Source organism: Georgenia daeguensis, assembly GCF_039537705.1.
GTDB lineage: Bacteria > Actinomycetota > Actinomycetes > Actinomycetales > Actinomycetaceae > Georgenia > Georgenia daeguensis.
This window is the reverse complement of the sequence record NZ_BAABBA010000064.1, coordinates 1-3,275: the sequence shown is the minus strand read 5'-3', so window position 1 is coordinate 3,275 and position 3,275 is coordinate 1. Positions and strand designations below refer to the sequence as shown.

The 3,275-nt window shown below is 66.9% G+C and carries 3 protein-coding genes and 1 pseudogene; 3 read left to right on the top strand and 1 reads right to left on the bottom strand.

Features of this window, described 5'->3' with window-relative positions; all coding sequences use genetic code 11:
• Window positions 1-120: 120 nt before the first annotated feature.
• Window positions 121-894 carry a transposase gene (locus tag ABD774_RS21370; RefSeq protein WP_345045755.1) on the top strand — a complete coding sequence of 258 codons (774 nt, stop codon included), beginning with the start codon at window positions 121-123 and terminating at the stop codon, window positions 892-894.
• Window positions 895-1,013: 119 nt separating this feature from the next.
• Here ABD774_RS21370 and ABD774_RS21365 read toward each other — a convergent pair whose 3' ends face one another.
• Window positions 1,014-1,574, bottom strand: coding sequence for a hypothetical protein (locus tag ABD774_RS21365; protein ID WP_345045753.1), 561 nt, complete (start codon window positions 1,572-1,574; stop codon window positions 1,014-1,016).
• A 179-nt stretch (window positions 1,575-1,753) separates the two neighbouring features.
• Here ABD774_RS21365 and ABD774_RS21360 point away from each other — a divergent pair, with 179 nt between their 5' ends.
• Together ABD774_RS21360 and ABD774_RS21355 are read left to right on the top strand one after the other, a co-directional pair.
• Complete coding sequence (locus tag ABD774_RS21360) at window positions 1,754-2,272, top strand: helix-turn-helix domain-containing protein (protein WP_208091037.1); 519 nt, start codon at window positions 1,754-1,756, stop codon at window positions 2,270-2,272.
• Window positions 2,269-3,275 (top strand): annotated as a pseudogene (locus ABD774_RS21355) (hypothetical protein); the annotation flags it as partial. The gene ABD774_RS21360 and the pseudogene ABD774_RS21355, both read left to right, overlap by 4 nt.

The window sequence follows — 3,275 nt, the reverse complement described above, 5'->3', positions numbered from 1 at the left end:
TCCTACCGCACCCGCGGCCACCGCCAGACCATCGACCCACAGACCAGCAAGTAACCAACAACAAACCGCCGAGAGGGGTCAACTTTCCATCGGCGCAGAGGGGTCAATTTTCGCCCGGCGTTGACACGCCGCCGCTCCCTGGGCGAGGAACACACCCGCAAGGTCAACCAGCTCCACGCCCTGCTGCTGGAACTCATCCCCGCCGGGGCGAAGAAGTACTTGTCAGGCCGGCAAGCGCGGCTGCTGCTCGAGCAGGTCAACCCCACCGATCCCGCCGGGCAGGCACTCAAGCGAGTCGCGGTCGAGTACGCCGCCGACCTCGAGCACATCTACGCCCGCACCAAGGACGCCGACAAAGAACTCAAGGCGTTGGTCGCCCAGACCGGCACCGGCCTGATCGACCTGCACGGCATCGGGCCCTCCGGCGCCGCCCGCCTCCTCGTCGCTGTCGGCCAGATGACCCGCTTCCCGACCAAGGCCCACTTCGCGTCCTGGACCGGCACCGCCCCGATCGACGCCTCCTCCGGCGACCACGTCCGCCACCGCCTGTCCCGCGGCGGCAACCGGGAGATCAACCGCGTCCTGCACACCATGGCCATCGTCCAACTCCGCACCCGGACCACCCTGGGACGGAGCTACTACGACCGGAAACGAGCCGACGGAAAGACCGCCATGGAAGCCCTCCGCTGCCTGAAACGGCGCCTGTCCGATGTCGTCTACCGCACCATGCTCACCGACTACACCAAAGGCGCGGGGGCGGGTCCGGGAGGACACCAGGGCGCGTCTACTGGCTCCAGCGCGGCCGGCTCACAGCCCCACACCGACACTTCGAAGAAGTCACTTCCCGAACCCGCTGGCACCGATGCTACGACCCCACTCCCCAAAGCGTCATGACCCCCTTGACATAGAGGGGAGCCAATTGAGGGCGGTCGTGCTCGGGTGACCACCCAGCCGACAGGCCACCCTCGCACACGCGGCAGATCCGGATGTCCTGCAGTCACGTCGTCTTCGTGTCATGAGGGAAGTTGAACTGCCCATTCCGGCTCGAAGTCACTCATTCGTACTGAGCCCGAGTACGCGTGCCACAGTCCCACCTCCGCGAGGTACACCCAGGCGCGCCCTTGGCGGCGCTCCACCCCATCCCGTAGATAACCGACCACGATCCAGAAGACCTCGCTGACGTCGGTATCCACGTCGAGTTCGTAGAACGCTTCACCGCCCAGCTCCGTCAGATCCACGTAGAACGTCCCCGCATCAACCGTGGGCCCCCACTCGTCCCACGAAAGGACCACTCCCTCCCCTCGCGCCAGAGCGCTGCTCGTCACCCAAACCTCGTTCGGCTCCTCACCGGGAGCGCTCACCGCGCCCGAGACCACCGATCTCACCGCCTCCCAGAAGAACGACGCGTTCGCCGAACCGTCATGTCCCAGCGGCTGAGCGAGCGGCACCAAGGGGAAGTGTGGTTGGGGATCACGGCGAAGGCGTTTCACCATCCCGGGCAGCAGGATGAGACCCCAGCCAACGGCGATCGCGAGCCAGACGACCCACGACAACGCTCGCCCTACGGTTTCCACGCCCGTATTGTCTCAGTGCTCTGCAGAGCCGACAGCCCCTGCTCGATCGGCTGATCGCGGCAGAAGCGGGTGTGCGCCTCGGGTACCGGAAAGCCACAGGCTACCCTCGCGCACAGTGCGGCAGAGTAGTGCGTTTGCGGACCACTCCTTCCCATAGCTCTGGATGCTATAGTCCGGGCATGGGTGGTCGGGAGGTCCTGCGCGAGGTGATGACTGAGAGCAAGGTGTCACAGTCGGAGTTGTCGCGGATGAGTGGGGTGCGGCAGCCGAGTATCAGTCAGTTCTTGTCGGGCCGGATCGAGATGAGCGACGAGATGCTGGATCGGCTGCTGTCGTGCTTGGGGTATCGGCTTGAGGTGGTGCGTCGCCCGGTCCGGGTGGAGTTGGACCGGTCGCACCTGCGGAGTTGGCGCCTGCACCGCCAGTTGGCCACTCATCTGGACACCGGCGTGTTGGACGACTGGGTGCCGACGATCCGGCGGAACGTGGAGCGGTTGCGGCACCGCGTTCAGGGTGAACCTCATGTGTCGAACCTGGGCCGGTGGGAGGTGTTGGTGGAGCAGCGCGACGTTCCCGGGCTGCGCCGTGTGATGACCGGCCTAGACACCGACTCGGTGCAGATGCGGGAGGTGTCGCCGTTGGGTGGATTGTTGCCGCAGTCGGAGCGGGCGAAGGTGCTGGCGGTGGTCGGCCGATGAGACGCGACCAGTTGGAGCATGCGATCCGGACGGCGTGCCAGATCATCGGGCATCCGGCGGTGATCATCGTGGGGTCCCAGGCGATCTTGGGCAGCTTCGGCGAGGACGAACTACCGGTCGAGGCGACCATGTCGGTGGAGGTCGACGTGCTGCCCATCTCCGACAACAACACGGTGACCGCCGAGTTGGCGGACCTGATCGAGGGGGTCGCTGGGGAGTGGTCACCGTTTGAGGAGCAGCACGGGTTCAGCATCGATGGCGTCGACCTCGACATGGCGGTCCTGCCGGCCGGGTGGCGGGACCGGTTGGTGCGGGTCCAGAACACGAATACGGCGGCGCCGTCGGCCTGCCCGAGCTTGCGGACGACGGCGGTGGCGGGCAAGACGACGTTCGGCTACGACCCCTCGGGTCGGGTGACCTCGATCACCGCCCCGCTGCCGGAGGGGGTGACCGCGTGTGTGGCGGGTACACCCTCGGCGGGGTGCCGGGTGTTGAAGGTCAGCTACGCCTCGGCGACGACAGCCACCGCGAGCACGCCGGGTGACTACGTGGGCCAGGTGAGGCAGGTCATCGCGCAGGTCAACACCGATCTGGACCGTGTGTTGGCCGAATACCGCTACGACAGCGCCGGTCGGCTCGTGCAAGCGGTTGACGTCCGCAGCGGCTTGGCGACCGGGTACGGCTGGACGGGTGCGGGTGAGTCGTTGCGGCTGGCCAGCCTGACCCTTCCGGGGCAGGACCCGTACACGTTCGAGTACGCGGGCAACAAGCTGGCCAAGGTGACCCGCCCGAACCCGGCCACCGCGGGGGGTGGCACGGCCCATCTGGCTGCGTTCGTGTACGACATCCCGCTGGTGGGCACGGTCACAGACCTGCCTCGACGCGCTCATGCATCACCGTGGCCAAGCACCCTCCCCGGACAAGCGACGACGCTGGATTCACCGGCCCGTCGCCGAAGTCGACTGGGACCACCTCGAAGCCCACGCCCCGGTCATGACCGCAA